Annotated in this window: 14 protein-coding genes and 1 pseudogene; 8 read left to right on the top strand and 7 right to left on the bottom strand. The window is 69.5% G+C overall.

The window, feature by feature from the left end; all coding sequences use genetic code 11:
- Positions 1–18: 18 nt before the first annotated feature.
- Positions 19–411 carry a hypothetical protein gene (locus FHX80_RS21820; RefSeq protein WP_244318364.1) on the top strand — a complete coding sequence of 131 codons (393 nt, stop codon included), beginning with the start codon at positions 19–21 and terminating at the stop codon, positions 409–411.
- A 57-nt stretch (positions 412–468) separates the two neighbouring features.
- A pseudogene (locus tag FHX80_RS21815) lies at positions 469–980 on the top strand (1-acyl-sn-glycerol-3-phosphate acyltransferase); the annotation flags it as partial.
- A 103-nt stretch (positions 981–1,083) separates the two neighbouring features.
- Here the strand turns inward: FHX80_RS21815 and pruA are convergent.
- Complete coding sequence (gene pruA, locus FHX80_RS21810) at positions 1,084–2,715, bottom strand: L-glutamate gamma-semialdehyde dehydrogenase (RefSeq protein WP_145765742.1); 1,632 nt, start codon at positions 2,713–2,715, stop codon at positions 1,084–1,086.
- Between the two features lie 40 nt (positions 2,716–2,755).
- A complete protein-coding gene (locus FHX80_RS21805) occupies positions 2,756–3,682 on the bottom strand; it encodes a proline dehydrogenase family protein (protein WP_145765741.1) in 927 nt (308 codons plus the stop codon).
- A 199-nt stretch (positions 3,683–3,881) separates the two neighbouring features.
- Here FHX80_RS21805 and FHX80_RS21800 point away from each other — a divergent pair, with 199 nt between their 5' ends.
- The 6 genes from FHX80_RS21800 to kdpC all read left to right on the top strand — a co-directional run bounded on the left by FHX80_RS21800 (position 3,882) and on the right by kdpC (position 12,568).
- Positions 3,882–5,024: a PucR family transcriptional regulator gene (locus FHX80_RS21800; RefSeq protein ID WP_145765740.1), complete on the top strand. Its 1,143-nt coding sequence runs from the start codon at positions 3,882–3,884 to the stop codon at positions 5,022–5,024.
- Between the two features lie 219 nt (positions 5,025–5,243).
- A complete protein-coding gene (locus tag FHX80_RS21795) occupies positions 5,244–7,763 on the top strand; it encodes a sensor histidine kinase (protein WP_145765739.1) in 2,520 nt (839 codons plus the stop codon).
- Positions 7,764–8,013: 250 nt separating this feature from the next.
- A complete protein-coding gene (kdpF, locus tag FHX80_RS21790; RefSeq protein WP_145765738.1) occupies positions 8,014–8,103 on the top strand; it encodes a K(+)-transporting ATPase subunit F in 90 nt (29 codons plus the stop codon).
- Positions 8,104–8,116: 13 nt separating this feature from the next.
- Positions 8,117–9,781, top strand: coding sequence for a potassium-transporting ATPase subunit KdpA (gene kdpA, locus FHX80_RS21785; RefSeq protein ID WP_145765737.1), 1,665 nt, complete (start codon positions 8,117–8,119; stop codon positions 9,779–9,781).
- The gene (kdpB, locus tag FHX80_RS21780; protein WP_145765736.1) at positions 9,781–11,904 is read left to right on the top strand and encodes a potassium-transporting ATPase subunit KdpB; all 2,124 of its coding nucleotides are present in this window, start codon (positions 9,781–9,783) and stop codon (positions 11,902–11,904) included. The genes kdpA and kdpB overlap by 1 nt, the downstream gene beginning before the upstream one ends.
- Positions 11,905–11,938: 34 nt before the next feature.
- Positions 11,939–12,568: a potassium-transporting ATPase subunit KdpC gene (gene kdpC / locus FHX80_RS21775; protein ID WP_167523590.1), complete on the top strand. Its 630-nt coding sequence runs from the start codon at positions 11,939–11,941 to the stop codon at positions 12,566–12,568.
- Between the two features lie 46 nt (positions 12,569–12,614).
- Here the strand turns inward: kdpC and FHX80_RS21770 are convergent, their stop codons facing one another.
- The 5 genes from FHX80_RS21770 to FHX80_RS21750 all read right to left on the bottom strand — a co-directional run bounded on the left by FHX80_RS21770 (position 12,615) and on the right by FHX80_RS21750 (position 18,682).
- The gene (locus FHX80_RS21770; RefSeq protein WP_145765735.1) at positions 12,615–13,202 is read right to left on the bottom strand and encodes a TetR/AcrR family transcriptional regulator; all 588 of its coding nucleotides are present in this window, start codon (positions 13,200–13,202) and stop codon (positions 12,615–12,617) included.
- Positions 13,203–13,280: 78 nt separating this feature from the next.
- Entirely contained in the window at positions 13,281–14,873 is a 1,593-nt protein-coding gene (gene serA / locus FHX80_RS21765; RefSeq protein WP_145765734.1) for a phosphoglycerate dehydrogenase, read from the bottom strand.
- Positions 14,874–15,147: 274 nt separating this feature from the next.
- A complete protein-coding gene (ilvC, locus tag FHX80_RS21760) occupies positions 15,148–16,149 on the bottom strand; it encodes a ketol-acid reductoisomerase (protein WP_145765733.1) in 1,002 nt (333 codons plus the stop codon).
- 127 nt (positions 16,150–16,276) lie between these two features.
- The gene (gene ilvN, locus FHX80_RS21755) at positions 16,277–16,804 is read right to left on the bottom strand and encodes an acetolactate synthase small subunit (protein ID WP_073738667.1); all 528 of its coding nucleotides are present in this window, start codon (positions 16,802–16,804) and stop codon (positions 16,277–16,279) included.
- Between the two features lie 21 nt (positions 16,805–16,825).
- Positions 16,826–18,682, bottom strand: a complete 1,857-nt coding sequence (locus FHX80_RS21750; protein WP_145765732.1) for an acetolactate synthase large subunit — start codon at positions 18,680–18,682, stop codon at positions 16,826–16,828.
- Between the last annotated feature and the right edge of the window lie 96 nt (positions 18,683–18,778).

Genomic DNA, 18,778 nt, shown 5'->3' with positions numbered 1-18,778 from the left:
GACACGTGTCGAAAAATTGTGCGACGCACAACAGTTGCACCCCTGAACGGCCTCTACGCTCTCAAGCCCTGGTACGCGAACCGGCCCTCCGGCGTCCGCGCCTCGCTGGTCCGCCATGAGGTGTCGCCCGACACCCTCACCGCGGCCGGTGTGATCGCGGCGGCCGGCGCCGCCGCCGCACTGGCCCTGCTGCCCGCCGACCCCGCCGCCCTGCCGGTCGCCGCACTGCTCGCGGCCCGGCTCGCCTTCGCCAACCTGGACGGGGCGCTGGCCCGCGAAACGGGCCGGACGACCCGGCGCGGCCTGTGGCGGGGCGTGTTCAGCCTCACCGGCGGGGCCGAGCGGCGCGGCCGGGTTCCCGGTGCGGCGGGGCGGCGGCGGGATGGACGATCTGCTTTCGATGGCCGGTGAACCCGTCCTCGGCCCGGGTGCCCTCGGGGAACAGCACGACCGCCCGGCCCTCCCGCTCTGCCCCTGGCGTTCTGCTGGGCGTTCGCGGAGGCGCTGAGCCGGCCGCTGATGCCGGAGCTGCTGCTGGGCGCGTGTGCGTGGCGGTGCCGCGGGCGGCGCTGAAGATGTCGCTGGGCGCGCTCGCGGGCAGCCTGGCGGGGGGCCTGCTCGCGCTGCAACTGGCCTCGTCCGGAGTCCCGTTGCCCGCGCCGCTGACAACGGACCGGATGCGCGCGGAAGTCCGTCACGAACTGGCACTCGAGGGTGCGTCCGCGGTGCGCCACCAGCCGTGGAACGGCATCCCGTTCAAGGTGTACGGCGCGGAGGCGGGCGCCGCCGGGGTCCCGGCGTCCGACTGGCTCGCCGCGTCGGCGACGGCCCGCGGCTCGCGCACGCTCACGGTGGGCCTCGGCCTCGCCGGATTCGGGCTGCTGATGCGCCGCCACCGCCGCCACTACGGCCGGGGACTGGCCCTGCTGGGCGGCGGGTTCGCGGTGGGGTTCTCACTGATCGTGCGCGGCTGGAGCTGAGCCGGGCGACGGCGAAATGGAAACCGCCCCCCGGCCGGCAGGGGAACCGGGCGGGAGGCGGTGTTCGGGGCGGGGTGCCGGTACAGCGGCACCCCGGGGGGCGTCAGCCCTGGTGGGGGTAGGTGTAGTCGGTCGGCGGGACCAGCGTCTCCTTGATGGCCCGGGTCAGGGTCCAGCGCTGGAGGTTCTGCGGGGCGCCCGCCTTGTCGTTCGTACCCGAGGCACGGCCACCGCCGAAGGGCTGCTGGCCGACGACGGCACCGGTCGACTTGTCGTTGATGTAGAAGTTGCCCGCGGCGTACCGCAGCTTCTCCATCGTGTGCGCGGCCGCGGCACGGTCGCCCGCGATGACGGAACCGGTCAGGGCGTAGTCGGAGACCGACTCCATCTGCTCCAGCATCGCGTCGTACGCGGCGTCCTCGTAGACGTGGACGGCGAGGATCGGGCCGAAGTACTCGGTCGTGAAGACCTCGTTCTCGGGGTCGCTGCACTCGATGACGGTCGGGCGGACGAAGTAGCCCACCGAGTCGTCGTACGTGCCGCCCGCGACGATCGTGCACGCCGGGTCGGCGGCGGCGCGGTCGATGGCGGCCTTGTTCTTCGCGAACGCACGGTCGTCGATGACGGCGCCCATGAAGTGCGACAGGTCGGTGACGTCACCCATGGTGATGGAGTCGACCTCGGCCGCGAACTTCTCCTTGAAACCGGAGTTCCAGATGGAGGCCGGGACGTACGCACGCGAGGACGCGGAGCACTTCTGGCCCTGGAACTCGAAGGAGCCGCGGGTCAGGGCGGTCTTCAGGATCGCGTGGTCGGCCGACGGGTGGGCCACCACGAAGTCCTTGCCGCCGGTCTCGCCGACGAGACGCGGGTAGGTGCGGTACTTCGCGATGTTGTTGCCGACCGTCTTCCACAGGTGCTGGAAGGTGGGGGTCGAGCCGGTGAAGTGGATACCGGCCAGGTCGCGGTGGTTCAGGGCCACCTCGGAGACGGCGATGCCGTCGCCCGTCACCAGGTTGATGACGCCCTTGGGGAGACCCGCCTCCTCCAGGAGCTGCATCAGCAGCACGGCGGCGTGGGTCTGCGTCGGGGACGGCTTCCACACCACGACGTTGCCCATGAGCGCGGGGGCGGTGGGCAGGTTGCCCGCGATGGCCGTGAAGTTGAACGGCGTGATCGCGTAGACGAAGCCCTCCAGCGGGCGGTGGTCCATGCGGTTCCACACGCCCGGGGAGTTGGCCGGGGGCTGCTCGGCCAGGATCTGGCGTGCGTAGTGCACGTTGAAGCGCCAGAAGTCGACGAGCTCACAGGGGGTGTCGATCTCGGCCTGCTGGGCGGTCTTGCCCTGGCCGAGCATCGTGGAGGCGGCCAGCGTCTCGCGCCAGGGGCCGGCGAGCAGCTCGGCGGCGCGCAGGATGATGGCCGCGCGGTCGTCGAAGGCCATCGCGCGCCAGGCCGGGGCAGCGGCGAGGGCGGCGTCGACCGCGTCCTTGGCGTCCTGCTCGGTGGCACCGGCGAACGTACCGATGACGGCCTTGTGGTTGTGGGGCTGCACGACGTCGAAGCGCTCGCCGCCGCCCATCCGCTTCTCGCCACCGATGGTCATCGGCAGGTCGATCGGGTTCTGGCTGAGCTCCTTGAGCTTCACCTCCAGGCGGGCGCGCTCCGGGGAGCCCGGGGCGTAGGAGTGGACCGGCTCGTTGACCGGCGCGGGGACCTGGGTCACAGCGTCCATGAGTTCCGTTGCTCCTTGGGTAGAGAGGGGAAGGGGGGGCTCAGCCCTTGGTGAGGATGGAGCGGCCGAAGAACAGCAGGTTGGCCGGCTTCTCCGCGAGGCGGCGCATGAAGTAGCCGTACCAGTCGGTGCCGTAGGCGGTGTAGACGCGCATCCGGTGGCCCTCGGCCGCGAGCCGGATGTGCTCCTCGCTGCGGATGCCGTACAGCATCTGGAACTCGTACTCGTCGAGCTTGCGGCCCGCCTTGCGGCCCAGCTCCTGGGCGATGGCTATCAGACGCGGGTCGTGGGACCCGATCATCGGGTAGCCCTCGCCGTCCATCAGCGTCCGCAGGATGCGGACGTACGCCTTGTCGATCTCGGCCTTGTCCTGGTACGCGACGGAGGCGGGCTCCTTGTAGGCGCCCTTCACGATGCGGACGCGGCTGCCGGCCGCGGCGAGACGACGGGCGTCCTCCTCGGTGCGGAAGAGGTAGGCCTGGATGACGCATCCGGTCTGCGGGTGGCTCCTGCGCAGCTCCTCGTGGATGGCGAACATCGAGTCGAGGGTGGTGTGGTCCTCGGCGTCCAGGGTGACCGTGGTGCCGATCGCGGCGGCGGCCTCGACGACCGGGCGGACGTTGGCGAGGGCCAGCTCGTGGCCGCCCTCCAGCGCCTGGCCGAACATGGAGAGCTTGACGGACATCTCGGCCCTGGTGCCCAGACCGAGGTCCTCGAGGCGGCCGATGAGCTCCAGGTAGGCGTCGCGGGCGGCGGCGGCCTGCTCGGGCGTGGTGATGTCCTCACCGACCACGTCGAGGGTGACCTCCAGGCCCTTGTCGGCGGCGTCCTCGATGATCGGGATGACCTGCTCGACCGTCTCACCGGCGATGAACCGGCCGACGACCTGCTTGGTGCCCGGGGCTGCCGAGACGAAGCGGCGCATCTTGTCGCTGCGTGACGCGGCGAGAATCACGGGACCCAGCACGGGGCACCTCCACGGAAAGTACGAACGAAGGCCGTACCGCCGCAAATGAAGCCTAACGAAACCTGAGGAACAGAAGCGGTACAGCACGGAGAACCACCGTGAAATCTAGGGATCTCTCCGATCCTGGGCCATCGACAGCTGTCACGCATCCGTTCCCTGGATCTCAGACATATGTCTGAAGGGGTGCGAGAATGAGCGGGTGAAGGGCGATTACCAGGAGCTGGTCGACGAGATCTCCGGACTGCTCGGCGCTCCCGCGACGCTGGAGAACCGGGACTTCGGCCTGGTCGCCTTCGGTGCCCACGACAGCGACGACGCCACGGCGATGGACCCGGTCCGCACCCGCTCGATCCTGACCCGTCGCTCGACCCCCGCGGTCCGCGCCTGGTTCGAGAACTTCGGCATCACCCGCGCCACCGGCCCCGTCCGCATCCCGGCCGCCCCGGAGGCCGGCGTCAACCGGGACCGGATCTGTCTGCCGGTACGCCATCGGGGTGTGGTGCTCGGTTACGTATGGCTGCTGGACGCCGACCCCCGGCCGACCGACGAGCAGCTGGACGCGGCGATGGAGGTGGCGGCCCGGATCGGGGCGCTGCTCTCCGACGAGGCGCGGGCGGGCGCGGATCTGTCCCGGGAGTTCGGCGCGGTCCTCACGGCCGGGCGCGGCTGGCAGCGCGACATGGCGGTCGCCGCGCTCAGCGAGGCGCTCGGCCCGGACGCGGACGGGCTGCACACCGTGGTGTGCGTGACCCCGTGGGCGGAAGAGCCGCCCTCGGTGCGCACGGTGCCGTCGACGGCCGCACTGTCCGTCGCCCCGGCCGCGGCCGGGGCGGGCCCTGCGGCACTGGCCGCGCTGGTCCGGCTCCGGTCGACCGAGGTCCTGGACCCGGCCCTGACCGCCGCGGACCGGCTGCGCGCCACCGCGGGGCCCGCCGCCACCGCCGGGATCGCGGTGCCGCGCCGGGGCCTGGCGGAGCTGGCCGACGCCTGGCACGAGGCCTCCGCCGCGAACCGGGCGGCTGCGGCGGAAGCCCGGTTCGGCCCGGTCGCCCAGTGGTCGGCCATCGGCCCGTACCGCCTGCTGACCGCGCTCGCCCCGGACACGCCGACCGACCGCGCCGTGCGCCCGCTGCTCACCCCGCCGCACCGGGATCTGGCCCGCACCGCCGAGGTGTTCCTCGACTGTGCGGGCCAGGCGTCCCGGACCGCCGGTGAGCTGGGCATTCACCGCCAGACGCTCTACTACCGCCTCTCCCGGGTCCAGCAGCTCACCGGCCTGGACCTGAACGACGGCGAGGACCGGCTGCTGCTGCACATGGCACTGAAGGCGTCCCGGCTCTGAGCGGCTGCCGGCAGCCGGCCCGTAAGGAATCGCTCAGCGGCGATCCGGCCCGGCATCGGGCCCCTGCTCCACCGGCCGTCCGTGCGTTGCGGGCCCGGCGCCGACGACAGCGGAACATCTCCGCCGCCCTCACCTGTGTCGTCGCGTGGAACGGCTTCGACGGGCGCACCATGGAAGGGCGCGAACACGACATGGGGTGACCTGGGCAGGAGTCCGCCGGTGGCACGTGGACGGTTGCGGATCTACCTCGGGGCCGCTCCCGGGGTCGGCAAGACGTACGCCATGCTCGCCGAGGGGCAGCGGCTGCGTGCCCGGGGCTCGCACGTGGTCGTCGGCTTCGTCGAGCCGCACGGGCGCCGGGCGACCGCGGCCATGGCCGACGGTCTGGAGACGACGGCCCGCCGGACGCTGAGCCACCGCGGCGCGCTCTTCACCGAGATGGATCTCGACGCGGTACTGGCCCGCCGTCCCCAGGTCGCGCTGGTCGACGAGCTGGCCCACTCCAACGTTCCGGGGGCCCGCAACGCCAAGCGGTGGCAGGACGTGGAGGAGCTCCTGGACGCCGGCATCGATGTGGTCACCACGCTCAACGTCCAGCACCTGGAGTCACTCAACGACGTGGTACGGCAGATCACGGGGGTCACCCAGCGGGAGACCCTGCCCGACGAGGTGGCCCGCCGGGCCGACCAGATCGAACTGGTCGACCTGCCACCGGAGGTGCTCCGCCGCCGTATGGTCCACGGCGACATCTATGCGCCGGACCGCATCGAGTCCGCCCTCACCCACTACTTCCGGGTCGGCAACCTCACCGCCCTGCGCGAAATCGCCCTGCTGTGGCTGGCCGACCGGGTGGAGGAAGGGCTGCGGCGCTACCGCGCGGAGCACGGCATCGTCGCTCCCTGGGAGACCCGGGAGCGCATCCTGGTGTCCCTGAGCGGCGGGCCGGAGGGCGAGACACTGATCCGCCGTGCCGCGCGGATCAGCGCGCGTACCCCCGGCACCGAGTTGCTGGCCCTCCACGTGGTCCCGGAGGACGGACTCGCCGACGTCGACCCGGCGGCACTGGACGCCCAGCACACTCTTCTGGAATCACTCGGCGGCAGCTACCACCAGACCACCGGCGAGGACGTCGTCGACGCCCTGCTCCAGTTCGCCGAGGCGGAGGACGTCACCCAGATCGTGCTGGGCGCGAGCCGTCACGGCCGGCTGGCCTCCCTCCTGAGAGCAGGTGTGGGAGAGCGGACGATCAAGGGCTCCGGCCCCATCGACGTCCACATCGTCACCCATGGGGAGGCGGCGGGGTCTGCCGCTTCGAGGCTTCCACACCCGAGCCGCGGCACCGGCCCGAGACGTTACTGGGCCGCACTGGCCGGCACCGTGGTGCTGCTGCCCGTACTGACGCTCCTGCTGACCGCGGCGCGCGGCCACCTCGGCCTCTCCAGCGACCTGGTGATCTATCTGCTCGCCGTCGTCGTGGTCGCCCTGGTCGGAGGGCTGTACCCCGCGCTGTTCGCCGCCATCGCCGCTGCGCTGCTCGCCGACTACTACTTCACCGCACCGGTGCACTCGCTGGCCATCGAGCACCCGGACTCGATTGCCGCGCTCGTGGTGTTCATCGCCACGGCCGCCCTCGTCGGCACGGCGGCGGGAACGGCCGCTCAGCGTACGCACCAGGCGGTACGCGCGACATCCGAGGCAAGGGCGCTGAGCCGCCTGGCCGCCGCCATGATGCGTGGCCAGGACCTGACGGCACTGGTGGAGCAGATCCGGGAGAACTTCGGCCTCGGTGCGATCAGCCTGCTCGAAAGGGACCCGGAAGCATCTCCCGTGCCCCGCTGGTACGTGGTCGCCAGCGCCGGGGAGCGGCCACCGGAAAAGCCCTACGAGGCGGACGTGGAAAGCCCCGTCGACGACAACCTCACGCTGGCCGCGCGCGGCTCAGGACTGAGTACGGAGGACCAACGCGTCCTCGCCGCATGCGCCGCCGAACTGGGGCTGGCCCATGCCCGAGGGCGGATCGCCGGGTGTTCCGACGGCACGGACACCTTCGCCGACGCCGAACGTACCCGGGCATCCTTGCTTCTCGCGGCAGGACGCGATCTGCGTGCTCCGCTGCGCACGGCCGAGGAAGCGCTCGTGCGCCTGCGGAGCCGGCACGCCGGCGGGACCGTCCCGGAGGAGGCGCAGTTGCTGGAGGCTGCCCGTGCGGCGGTGCACCGTGCGGCTCAGCTGGTCACCGATCTCGACGATGTGAGCCGTCTGCACGCCGGGGCACTCGATCTCTACCTCCGCCCGGTCGACCTCAACGACATGCTGGGCGCCGCCCTGGACGACCTCGGGCCCGGCGGTCACTCGATCATTCCGCGCCTGCCGGAACAGCTGCCCGACGTGATCGCCGACGCCGCTCTCCTCACCCGCGCGCTGACCGCCCTGGGGGCCGACGCGTTGCGTCACAGCCCGTCGGACCGGCCCCCCGTCTTCACCGCCGAGGTCCGGTCCGGCCACGTGATGATCCGGGTGGAGGACGGCACGCCCGCCCGGGGCCCGGAACCGGGCCCCGGTCTTTCCCGGGCTCCGGATCCCAGGGCCGACAGCCTGGCTGTACGGCTGTCGCGCGACTTGACCGAGGCCATGGACGGGACCCTGGAGACGGCCATCGGGAGCCCCGGTTTCTCGGTGACGCTCACTCTTCCGAGCTCCGCGCCCGAAGGCGGCGCGACATCCGGCCGCGACGAGTGAGTCCACGCACTTCACCGTCATCCCATCGGCGCACAGGGCGAGCGGGTAATCCTGACGGCAACTGATATAGCGTCACAAATGAACTGATCTCGTTTCCGGATCAACTCCACATGCCGGTCGGAAGGGCCCAAAAGTCCCGTCCCTCATGACTTTGCGGGGGTACTTCGCGGATGTCGGACATCGCGTACATCGGCCTCACGGTGGTGGTGTTCGCCCTCATCGGCCTGGCCGCCAAGGGCGTCGGACGCCTGTGAACGCGGAAAACATCGTCGGCCTGATCGTTGCCGCGTGCCTCGTGATCTACCTGGTCATCTGCCTGATCTTCCCCGAGAAGTTCTAGGAGGAAGTCCCGGATGAACGACACCCTCGCGGGCTGGCTCCAGGTACTCGCCCTGGCGGTCGCGCTAGGTCTCTCCTTTCGCCCGCTGGGCGACTACCTGGCCCGAGTCCTGACCGCCGATCACCATGGTCGGGTGGAACGCCTGGTCTACCGGGCAGGCGGGGTGAACGGCGACGCCGACCAGAAATGGCCGGTCTACCTGCGGAGCGTCCTGGCCTTCTCAGCCGTATCGGTACTCTTCCTGTACGCGTTCCTGCGCCTGCAGAACCATCTTCTGCTGTCCCTGGGCATGAAGCCGATCACCCCGGACCAGTCGTTCAACACCGCGACATCCTTCGTCACCAATACCAACTGGCAGTCGTATTCAGGTGAGTCGGCCATGGGGCATCTGGTCCAGATGGCGGGCCTAGCGGTGCAGAACTTCGTCTCCGCAGCCGTGGGCATCGCCGTCGCCGCCGCGCTGATCCGGGGCTTCAACCGGAAGAAGACCGATCGCGTCGGGAATTTCTGGGTGGACCTGACACGGATCGTGCTTCGCGTTCTGCTGCCGCCGGCCTGCGTCTTCGCGATCGTTCTGGTGGCCGCCGGCACCGTCCAGAACTTCCACGGGTTCCATGACATCACCACCATCGCGGGCGGGCACCAGGGCCTGCCCGGAGGCCCCGTCGCCTCCCAGGAGTCCATCAAGGAACTGGGCACCAACGGCGGTGGTTTCTACAACGCGAACTCCGCGCACCCCTTCGAGAACCCCAACGCCTTCACCAACCTGATCGAGATCTACCTCATGCTGGTCATCGCGTTCTCGCTCCCGCGGACCTTCGGAACGATGGTCGGCGACAACCGCCAGGGATACGCCGTCGTCGCCGTGATGGCCTTGATCTGGGGCGCGTCGGTCGCCGTCGTCACCGCCAACGAACTGCACAGCGTCAGCAGCGCCGCAGGGCACGCGGCCGGCGGAATGACAGAGGGCAAGGAGACGCGGCTGGGGATCTGGGCCTCGGCCCTGTTCGCCGTGTCCACCACCCTCACGTCGTGCGGAGCGACCAACTCCTCCCACGACTCGTACACGCCGGGCGGCGGCGGAATGACGATCTTCAACATGATGCTGGGGGAGATCGCACCCGGCGGCACCGGATCCGGGCTCTACGGGATCCTGATCCTGGCGATCGTCGCGGTCTTCGTCGCCGGACTGATGGTGGGCCGGACACCCGAGTACCTGGGCAAGAAGCTCCGGGGCCGGGAGATGAAGTTCGCCTCGCTCTACATCCTGACCACGCCCGCGGTGGCACTGGTGGGGGCGGGGCTGGCGATGACGCTCCCGGGAGAGCGGGCGGCCATGCTCAATTCCGGTCCGCACGGCTTCTCCGAGGTCCTGTACGCCTTCACGTCGGCTGCGAACAACAACGGCTCGGCGTTCGCGGGGCTGAGCGCGAACACCGTCTGGTACAACACCACGCTTGGTGTGGTCATGCTCGTCGGCCGGTTCCTGCCCATGGTGTTCGTCCTGGCGCTCGCCGGCTCGCTCGCAGCGCAGCAACCCGCTCCGGTCACCGCGGGCACCCTGCCCACTCACCGGCCGCAGTTCGTCGGGCTGTTGACCGCGGTGATCCTCATCGTCGTCGGTCTGACCTACCTGCCCGCACTCGCGCTCGGACCCCTTGCGGAGGGCCTGCACTGATGTCCACGACCGCCGCTCCCACCCCGCCGGACGCCGGGCACCGGCAGAACCGGGTCTCGGGCGGGCTGCTCGATCCCCGGCAGCTCCTGACGTCCTTCCCCGACGCCCTGCGCAAGCTGGATCCGCGGGTGATGGTCCACAACCCCGTCATGTTCGTGGTGGAGGTCGGGGCGGTGCTGACCACGGTGTCGGCGATCAAGTCGCCCAGTGTCTTCGCCTGGGTGATCACGGGGTGGCTCTGGCTGACATCCCTCTTCGCCAACCTCGCCGAAGCAGTGGCCGAGGGACGCGGCAAGGCCCAGGCGGAGACTCTCCGCCGGGCCAGGACGACGACGACGGCCCGCCGTCTCACCGGCTGGCGGCCAGGCGCGGACGACGCGACGGAGCAGGAGGTTCCGGGCGCCGCTCTCCGTCTGGGCGATCACGTCGTCGTCGAGGCCGGGCAGACCGTCCCCGGCGACGGAGATGTGGTCGAGGGCATCGCGAGCGTCGACGAATCGGCCATCACCGGCGAGTCGGCGCCGGTGATCCGCGAGTCGGGCGGCGACCGGTCGGCGGTCACGGGCGGTACCAAGGTGCTCTCGGACCGGATCATCGTGAAGATCACCTCGAAGCCGGGAGAAACCTTCATCGACCGGATGATCGCACTCGTGGAGGGGGCCGCTCGGCAGAAGACTCCGAACGAGATCGCGCTCAACATCCTGCTGGCATCCCTCACGATCATCTTCCTGATCGCGGTGGCGACCCTGCAGCCCTTCGCCGTCTTCGCCGGGGCGGAGCAGACCATCGTCGTCCTTGTCTCCCTCGTGGTGGCCCTCATCCCCACGACGATCGGTGCGCTGCTCTCGGCGATCGGCATCGCGGGCATGGACCGGCTCGTGCAGCGCAACGTGCTGGCGATGTCCGGGCGTGCGGTGGAGGCCGCGGGCGACGTGAACACCCTCCTGCTCGACAAGACCGGCACCATCACCCTCGGCAACCGCCAGGCCGCCGAGTTCCTGCCGGTGGACGGGGTGAGCATCGAAGAACTCGCGGACGCCTCCCAGTTGTCGTCGATCGCCGACGAGACGCCCGAGGGCCGCTCGATCGTCGTCCTCGCCAAGCGCCAGTACGCGCTACGCGCCCGTAGCGAGGGAGAACTGGCCCAGGCGCGGTTCGTGCCCTTCACCGCTCAGAGCCGGATGAGCGGTGTCGATCTCAACGATCCCCAGGAGAACCTGTCCTTGCGCAAGGGAGCCGCGACGGCGGTGATGCGCTGGGTCCGTGACAACGGCGGCCACCCCACGGCAGAGGTCGGCGGCATCGTCGACGGCATCTCCGCGAGCGGCGGCACCCCGCTGGTCGTCGGCGAAGCGACCCGGCACAGCGACGTGCCCGGCGCCCGCATCCTCGGTGTCATCCACCTCAAGGACGTCGTCAAGGAGGGCATGCGCGAACGGTTCGACGAACTGCGCCGGATGGGCATCAAGACCGTCATGATCACCGGCGACAACCCGCTGACCGCGCGCGCCATCGCCGAGGAGGCCGGTGTCGACGACTTCCTCGCCGAGGCCACCCCCGAGGACAAGATGGCCCTCATCAAGCGGGAACAGGCCGGCGGAAAACTCGTCGCGATGACCGGCGACGGCACCAACGACGCCCCGGCGCTCGCCCAGGCCGATGTCGGCGTGGCCATGAACACCGGAACCTCGGCCGCCAAGGAGGCCGGGAACATGGTGGACCTGGACTCCAACCCGACCAAGCTGATCGAGATCGTCGAGATCGGCAAACAGCTGCTGATCACCCGCGGCGCACTGACGACGTTCTCCATCGCCAACGACGTCGCGAAGTACTTCGCGATCATCCCCGCGATGTTCGCGATGGTCTACCCGGGCCTGGACAAGCTCAACATCATGCGACTGCACAGCCCGACCTCGGCGATCGCCTCCGCGATCGTCTTCAACGCGCTGATCATCATCGCTCTGATCCCGCTGGCGCTGCGCGGCGTGCGCTACCGGCCGTCCTCCGCGGCGAAACTGCTCAGCCGCAACATCTGGATGTACGGGCTCGGCGGGCTGGTCCTGCCCTTCGTCAGCATCAAACTGCTCGATCTCTTCATTCAGTTCATCCCCGGCCTGCGCTGACAGACGCCCGACGAGAGAAGAAGGCGATCCCAGGGTGCGCACCCACCTCCCTCCCGTACTCCAGCACCATCTGACTGCCTTGCGGATACTGCTGGTCTTCACCGTGATCACCGGTATCGCCTATCCGCTGCTCGTCACCGGCATCTCCCAGGCCGGTCTCCCCCGCCAGGCCAACGGCTCCCTGCTGACGACGAACGGCACGCCGGTGGGCTCCAGCCTGATCGGCCAGAACTTCTTGCTGCCGAAGAGGAATCCCCGGGACGAGAAGGAGACACCGCGCCCCGACCCCAAGTGGTTCCAGCCCCGCCCGTCCGCCGGCGGCTACGACCCCACGGTCTCCGGCGCCTCCAACCTGGGCCCGAACAACACCGACCTGGTCAGGACCGTCAGGGAGCGCCGCGCCGCCGTCGCCGCCTTCGACGGGGTCCCGCCCGCGTCCGTCCCCCCGGACGCCGTCACCGCCAGCGGCTCGGGGCTCGACCCGGCGATCTCCCCGGCGTACGCCTACGAACAGGTGGACCGCGTCGCGAGGGCCCGCCGTCTCGCCCCCGCCAGGGTCAGGACACTGGTCGCCCGACACGTCCAGGGACGCGTACTCGGATTTCTGGGTCAGGAACGCGTCAATGTCATCGAACTCAACCACGATCTGGCCAGGCTGACGTGACCGGAGCGCGAGGGCAGCTGCCTTCCGGGTCCCGGGCGATGCCCCGCTACTGCCCCCGCCCCTCCAGGACCACTTTCAGTCCGTCCGTCAGATCCTGTGCCGACGGTGCCGAGTCACGGTCCATCATCCACTGGACCATGACACCGGCGAGCAGCGCCTGGCAGAACAGTCCGGCCACCCGTGCCTTCTCGGGATCGGTCTCCGGGTCGATGCCCAGCATGTTCTCGGCGAGCCCGTTCCGGCCCTCACGCTGCGGGCCGGCCAGGGCCTTCTGCAGTTCGGGGTCGGTGTCGATCCTGGAGATGACCTCCATCTGGAGCTGCCAGACCGACCGGGTCTGCTCATAGCTGCCGATCACCCGCTCCCAGGTCTCGCGGAACTGGTCGAGCGGCGCCCGGGTCACGTCCTCACCGGCGGCGCCCCCATCGGGCCCGTCGGTCAGCAAGTCACCCCACTCCTCCGTCACCTTGATGAAGGCGAGGTTGAGCAAGGCCTCCTTGGAACCGTAGTGGTAGCCGATGGAGGCGAGGTTCGTACCGGAGGCGGCCACGATGTCGCGTGCCGTCGTCCGGGCGTACCCCTTCTCCAGCAGGCAGCGCTTGGCGCCTTCGAGCAGATCCTCACGATGTCCCATGACAGCAGCGTACCCGGCACGCAAACGTCTGTGTAAGACACACGTCTAGATGCCGGGTACGGATGGTGCGGGAGGGACTCAGTCGGTCAGGTTCACCGAACGGGCCGAGGCCGCGCCGATCTCCTCCGCGATATCGGTCAGCACCGACGCCGGGACGTCGTCGTCGACGGTGAGGACGACCAGCGCCTCGCCACCCACATCGGCCCGCGAGACCTGCATGCCGGCAATGTTCAGTCCGGCCTCGCCGAGGATCTTGCCGACCGCGCCGACGACACCGGGGCGGTCCTGGTAGCGCAGCACGACCATGTGGTCGGCGAGCGCCAGGTCCACGTCGTGGTCGCCGATCGCGACGATCTTCTGGAGGTGCTTGGGACCGGCCAGCGTGCCGGAGACCGCGACCTCCTCGCCGCCCGCGAGCGTGCCGCGGACGGTGACCACGTTACGGTGCTCGGGCGACTCGGAGCTGGTGGTGAGGCGGACCTCGACACCGCGCTCCTGCGCGAACAGCGGTGCGTTCACGTACGACACGGTCTCGTCGACCACGTCCTCGAAGACACCCTTGAGCGCGGAGAGTTCGAGCACCTTGACGTCGTGCTGGGTGATCTCGCCGTACACCTCGACGTCGAGGCGGGCCGCGACCTCGCCCGCGAGCGCGGTGAAGATCCGGCCGAGCTTCTCGGCGAGCGGCAGGCCCGGACGGACGTCCTCGGCGATAACGCCGCCCTGGACGTTGACCGCGTCCGGTACGAGCTCACCGGCCAGCGCGAGGCGCACCGACTTGGCGACCGCGATGCCCGCCTTCTCCTGGGCCTCGTCGGTGGAGGCGCCGAGGTGCGGGGTGCAGACGACCTGGTCGAACTGGAACAGCGGGGAGTCCGTGCAGGGCTCCTTGGTGTACACGTCGAGGCCGGCGCCGGCGACGCGGCCCTCCTTGAGGGCGGAGGCGAGCGCCTCCTCGTCGACGATGCCACCGCGCGCGGCGTTGACGATCCGCACCGAGGGCTTCACCTTGTGCAGCGCCTCGTCGCCGATCAGGCCGAGTGTCTCCGGGGTCTTGGGGAGGTGCACGGTGATGAAGTCGGAGACCTCGAGCAGCTCGTCCAGCGAGAGGAGCTTGACGCCCATCTGCGCGGCACGCGCGGGCTGCACATAGGGGTCGAACGCGACGATCTTCATGCCGAAGGCCGACATGCGCTGGGCGACCAGGACGCCGATGCGGCCGAGGCCGACGACGCCGAGGGTCTTCTCGCTCAGCTCGACGCCGGTGTACCTGGAGCGCTTCCACTCGCCGTTCTTGAGGGCGGTGTTGGCCTGGGGGATGTTGCGCGCGGTGGCGACCAGCAGACCGCAGGCCAGCTCGGCGGCGGTGACGATGTTGGAGGTCGGCGCGTTCACGACCATCACACCGGCCTTGGTGGCCGAGGAGACATCGACGTTGTCCAGACCGACGCCCGCGCGGGCGACGACCTTCAGCTTCTTCGCGGCGGCGATGGCCTCGGCGTCGACCTTGGTGGCGGAGCGCACCAGGATGGCGTCGACATCGGCGATCGCGGGGAGAAGCTCGGCGCGGTCCGCGCCGTTGCAGTGCCGGATCTCGAAGTCCGGGCCCAGGGCGTCCACCGTGGCGGGCGACAGCTCTTCAGCGATGAGTACGACAGGTTTCGAGCTCACGTGAGTCCTCACAGGTCCAGTGCGGACGGCCGTCCCGACGGCCGCAGGCGGTGGAGGGGCTTGCCGCGTGGAAGACGCACGACACTGTGGGCCTGACGCGTGTATGTGTGGAGAAGTGTAGTCATGCGCGGGGACGCACACTGTGCCCCGTTGGAAGGATCACCCGCATGGGGCTGGACGACTTGTACACACGTACGACGCCGCCTCTTCCAGCGGTGAAGCAGGGCTGACGTCTCAGGGGCGGGTCCGGGGACCCGCCCCTGGGGCATCGGTGTTACGCGTCGTCGTCGTTGACCCAGCTCATGAGCTTGCGCAGCTCACGGCCGGTGGTCTCCAGCAGGTGGTCGCTGTCGGCCTTCTTGTACTCGTTGTACTTGGGCAGACCGTTGTGGTACTCCGCCATCCAGGCCTTGGCGAAGGTGCCGTCCTGGATCTCGGCGAGGACCTTCTTCATCTCGGCCTTGGTGGCGTCGGTGATGATGCGCGGGCCGGTGACGTAGTCGCCCCACTCGGCGGTCTCCGAGATGGACCAGCGCATCTTCTCCAGGCCGCCCTCGTACATGAGGTCGACGATGAGCTTCAGCTCGTGGAGGCACTCGAAGTACGCGATCTCCGGCTGGTAACCGGCCTCGGTCAGCGTCTCGAAACCGGCCTTGACCAGAGCGGCGGTGCCACCGCAGAGGACAGCCTGCTCGCCGAAGAGGTCGGTCTCGGTCTCCTCGGTGAACGTCGTCTTGATGACGCCGGCACGGGTGCCGCCGATGCCCTTGGCGTACGACAGGGCCAGCTCCAAGCCCTTGCCCGTGGCGTCCTGCTCGACGGCCACGATGCACGGAACGCCGCGGCCCTCCTCGTACTGACGGCGGACCAGGTGGCCGGGGCCCTTGGGCGCGACCATGCAGACGTCGACGTTGGCCGGCGGCTTGATGAAGCCGAAGCGGATGTTCAGGCCGTGGCCGAAGAACAGCGCGTCGCCGTCCTTGAGGTTGTCCTTGACGGACTCCTCGTAGACCTGGGCCTGGATCGGGTCCGGAACGAGGATCATGATGACGTCGGCCTCGGCGGACGCCTCGGCCGGGGTCACCACGCGCAGACCCTGCTCCTCGGCCTTGGCCTTGGACTTGGAGCCCTCGTGCAGACCGACACGGACGTCGACACCCGAGTCGCGCAGCGACAGCGCGTGGGCGTGGCCCTGGCTGCCGTAGCCCAGGACCGCGACCTTGCGGCCCTGGATGATGGACAGGTCGGCATCGTCGTCGTAGAACAGCTCGGCCACTGGGTCTTCTCCTTGGTGTGCAGGTGTTGCGTCCCACCGTACGGCGGGGTGCGTCAGTTACGTTTTCGGGTCTCGCCATACGAGCGGCGAGCCGGGGGCCCGGGGCGGCCTGCCCCGGGTCATGTGGCTACGCCGTGCGGTCGAGGGCGCGCAGGGACCGGTCGGTGATCGAACGCGCGCCACGTCCTATGGCGATGGTGCCGGACTGGACGAGCTCCTTGATGCCGTACTGCTCCAGCATCTTGAGCATCGCCTCCAGCTTGTCGGCGCCGCCGGTGGCCTCGATCGTGACGGCCTCCGGGGAGACGTCCACGGTCTTGGCGCGGAACAACTGGACGATCTCGACGATCTGGGACCGGGTCTCGCTGTCGGCGCGGACCTTCACCAGGACGAGCTCACGCTGGATCGCAGCGGCGGGCTCGAGTTCGACGATCTTCAGGACGTTGACCAGCTTGTTGAGCTGCTTGGTCACCTGCTCCAGAGGCAGGCCCTCGACATTCACCACAATGGTGATGCGGGAGATGTCGGGATGTTCGGTGGTACCGACCGCGAGCGAGTCGATGTTGAAGCCGCGGCGGGAGAACAGGGCGGTGATCCGGGCGAGGACACCGGGCTTGTTCTCGACCAGGACGGAGAGCGTGTGCTTGGTGGACATGGAGGTCGGTCTCTCTGTCTCTCAGTCGTCTTCGTTGTCGCCGAAGTCGGGGCGGACACCGCGGGCTGCCATGACCTCGTCGTTGGAGGTGCCGGCGGCGACCATCGGCCACACCATGGCGTCCTCGTGGACGATGAAGTCGACGACGACCGGGCGGTCGTTGATCGAGTTGGCCTCGGCGATGACCTTGTCCAGGTCGGCCGGGTCCTCGCAGCGGATCGCGTAACAGCCCATGGCCTCGGACAGCTTGACGAAGTCGGGCACCCGGGTGCCCTTCGCCGGGACGCCGTCCGTGTCGGCTCCGGAGTGCAGCACGGTGTTGGAGTAGCGCTGGTTGTAGAAGAGGGTCTGCCACTGGCGGACCATCCCGAGCGCGCCGTTGTTGATGATCGCGACCTTGATCGGGATGTTGTTGAGCGCGCAGGTGGTGAGCTCCTGATTGGTCATCTGGAAGCAGCCGTCGCCGTCGATCGCCCAGACCGTGCGGTCCGGCACACCGGCCTTGGCACCCATCGCGGCCGGGACCGCGTAGCCCATCGTCCCGGCACCGCCCGAGTTCAGCCACGTGGCGGGCTTCTCGTACTGGATGAAGTGCGAGGCCCACATCTGGTGCTGGCCGACGCCCGCCGTGAAGATCGTTCCCTCGGGGGCGAGTTCGCCGATGCGCTGGATGACCTGCTGCGGCGAGAGGCTGCCGTCCTCCGGCAGGTCGTAGCCGACCGGGTAGGTCTCGCGCCAGCGGTTGAGGTCCTTCCACCAGGCCGCGTAGTCGCCGGTGTGGCCCTCGGTGTGCTCGGCCTGGACCGCCTGCACGAGGTCGGCGATGACCTCGCGGGCGTCCCCGACGATCGGCACGTCGGCGGCGCGGTTCTTGCCGATCTCCGCCGGGTCGATGTCGGCGTGCACGATCTTGGCGTAGGGGGCGAAGCTGTCCAGCTTGCCGGTGACCCGGTCGTCGAACCGGGCGCCGAGCGCGACGATCAGGTCGGCCTTCTGCAGCGCGGTGACGGCGGTGACCGAGCCGTGCATGCCGGGCATTCCCACGTGCAGCGGGTGGCTGTCGGGGAACGAGCCGAGCGCCATCAGCGTGGTGGTGACGGGCGCTCCGGTGAGTTCGGCCAGGACCTTCAGTTCCGCGGTGGCTCCGGCCTTCAGGACGCCGCCGCCCACATACAGCACCGGGCGCTTGGCCTGGGTGATGAGCTTGGCGGCCTCGCGGATCTGCTTGGCGTGCGGCTTGGTGACCGGGCGGTAGCCGGGCAGGTCCAGATGCGGCGGCCAGGAGAACGTGGTCTTCGCCTGGAGGGCGTCCTTCGCGATGTCGACGAGGACGGGTCCCGGACGGCCGGTGGAGGCGATGTGGAAGGCCTCGGCGATCGTGTGCGCGATGTCCTCGGCGCGGGTGACCAGGAAGTTGTGCTTCGTGATCGGCATGGTGATGCCGCAGATGTCGGCTTCCTGGAAGGCGTCCGTACCGATGGACTTCGAGGTCACCTGACCGGTGATCGCGACCAGCGGCACGGAGTCCATGTGCGCGTCACCGATCGGGGTGACGAGGTTGGTGGCGCCGGGGCCGCTGGTCGCCATGCAGACACCGACCTTGCCGGTGGCCTGCGCATAGCCGGTGGCTGCGTGACCGGCACCCTGCTCGTGGCGGACCAGAACATGACGGACCCGGGTGGAGTCCATCATCGGGTCGTACGCCGGAAGGATGCAGCCGCCGGGAATGCCGAATACCGTGTCGGCCCCGACTTCCTCGAGAGAGCGGATGAGGGACTGCGCGCCCGTGAGGTGCTCAACGGCGGCGGAGGACGATCCGCCGGTACGGGCCCGCGGCTGGGGATGGTGGGCCCCGGTGGCCTGCTCGGTCATCGGCATTCTCTTCTCGAAGCTGAGGATTTTTGCGAGTGTTTTACGACGTTTTGCGTGGTACCGGTGCAACAAAAAACCCCTCGTGCCGTGAGGCAAGCGAGG

This window comes from Streptomyces brevispora, assembly GCF_007829885.1.
GTDB lineage: Bacteria > Actinomycetota > Actinomycetes > Streptomycetales > Streptomycetaceae > Streptomyces > Streptomyces brevispora.
Note: the sequence above shows the minus strand (reverse complement) of the source record. Positions and strands in the feature narration are given on the sequence as shown.

Coding starts and splice junctions, on each gene's coding strand:
- pruA (WP_145765742.1), bottom strand. CDS start 2,715: ATGGACGCTGTGACCCAGGTCCCCGCGCCGGTCAACGAGCCGGTCCAC.
- kdpA (WP_145765737.1), top strand. CDS start 8,117: ATGAACGACACCCTCGCGGGCTGGCTCCAGGTACTCGCCCTGGCGGTC.
- kdpB (WP_145765736.1), top strand. CDS start 9,781: ATGTCCACGACCGCCGCTCCCACCCCGCCGGACGCCGGGCACCGGCAG.
- FHX80_RS21770 (WP_145765735.1), bottom strand. CDS start 13,202: ATGGGACATCGTGAGGATCTGCTCGAAGGCGCCAAGCGCTGCCTGCTG.
- ilvN (WP_073738667.1), bottom strand. CDS start 16,804: ATGTCCACCAAGCACACGCTCTCCGTCCTGGTCGAGAACAAGCCCGGT.
- FHX80_RS21750 (WP_145765732.1), bottom strand. CDS start 18,682: ATGCCGATGACCGAGCAGGCCACCGGGGCCCACCATCCCCAGCCGCGG.